Here is a 914-nt window from a genome sequence, read left to right as displayed (position 1 = left end):
AATTAAGTTCGCCCGCTGCGCGGGCTGGGACGCAAACATGTGGGCTGCTCACTTCGTTCGGATTTTAGCCCACATGTCTGCGCCCCTTATTTAAAAGTTATACATCAAGGAGGAAACATCGTTGTTTATTGTAATGTTTGAATTTGTCGTCAAAGACGGATATCGAGAACAATTTCTTGAAGCATGGCCTAAAACTACTCAAGGAATTTATCTGTTCAAAGGGAGTTTAGGTTCTCGTCTTCATATAGATAAATCTGGGGCGTTCATTGCCTACGCTCAATGGCCAGATGAAACAACTTACCGTGCGGCAAACGATATAGAAATGTCAGCGGAGTACGAAGAATATAGAACTAAAATGCGAGATAGTCTCAACTTAGAATCGACAAAGATTCTATATGAAATGGAAGTTGAAGTGGACTATCTGCATCGCAGGGTCTTTGATGTATAACAAAAAAATTAAGTTCGCCCGCTGCGCGGGCTGGGACGCAGGCATGTGGGCTGCTCACTTCGTTCGGATTTTAGCCCACATGCCTGCGCCCCTTATTTAAAAGTTAGAAGGCGTCAGCCTAAACTGCGTTTCGCTTAATACAAATAGCAGCTCAACCGCCCTCACCTGCTGTTTCAAAAATCGCTCTGGCTTTTGGTGGTTTTAACTTCGCCGCTTTCAATTCAAAGGTCGCGCAATAGGCGCTTTATCGACAAATTCTTATTTTAAGTCAGCAAGCGCCATTGCGTTTGTTAGCTCAAAGGGCGGCTTGCTTCAGTCAAATCAAAAACATTACCGCGCTGTCGTTTTACTTGTTTGTGTTAATAATCAATCGTATGCTGGCTTTATTAGTTTTTAAAAAGGCCAAGGGAACAGGCTCTGCTTCTAACAAAGCGCTCAAGTTCACTCCCTTCGGTCGCTGGGACGC

The 914-nt window shown here is 44.2% G+C and carries 1 protein-coding gene; it reads left to right on the top strand.

From position 1 onward, the window contains the following. Positions 1 to 121 precede the first annotated feature (121 nt). Complete coding sequence (locus KL866_RS14980) at positions 122 to 448, top strand: antibiotic biosynthesis monooxygenase (protein ID WP_214995774.1); 327 nt, start codon at positions 122 to 124, stop codon at positions 446 to 448. Positions 449 to 914: the final 466 nt, after the last annotated feature.

This window comes from Alteromonas sp. ALT199 (assembly GCF_018619335.1).
Lineage (GTDB): Bacteria > Pseudomonadota > Gammaproteobacteria > Enterobacterales > Alteromonadaceae > Alteromonas.
Note: the sequence above shows the minus strand (reverse complement) of the source record. Positions and strands in the feature narration are given on the sequence as shown.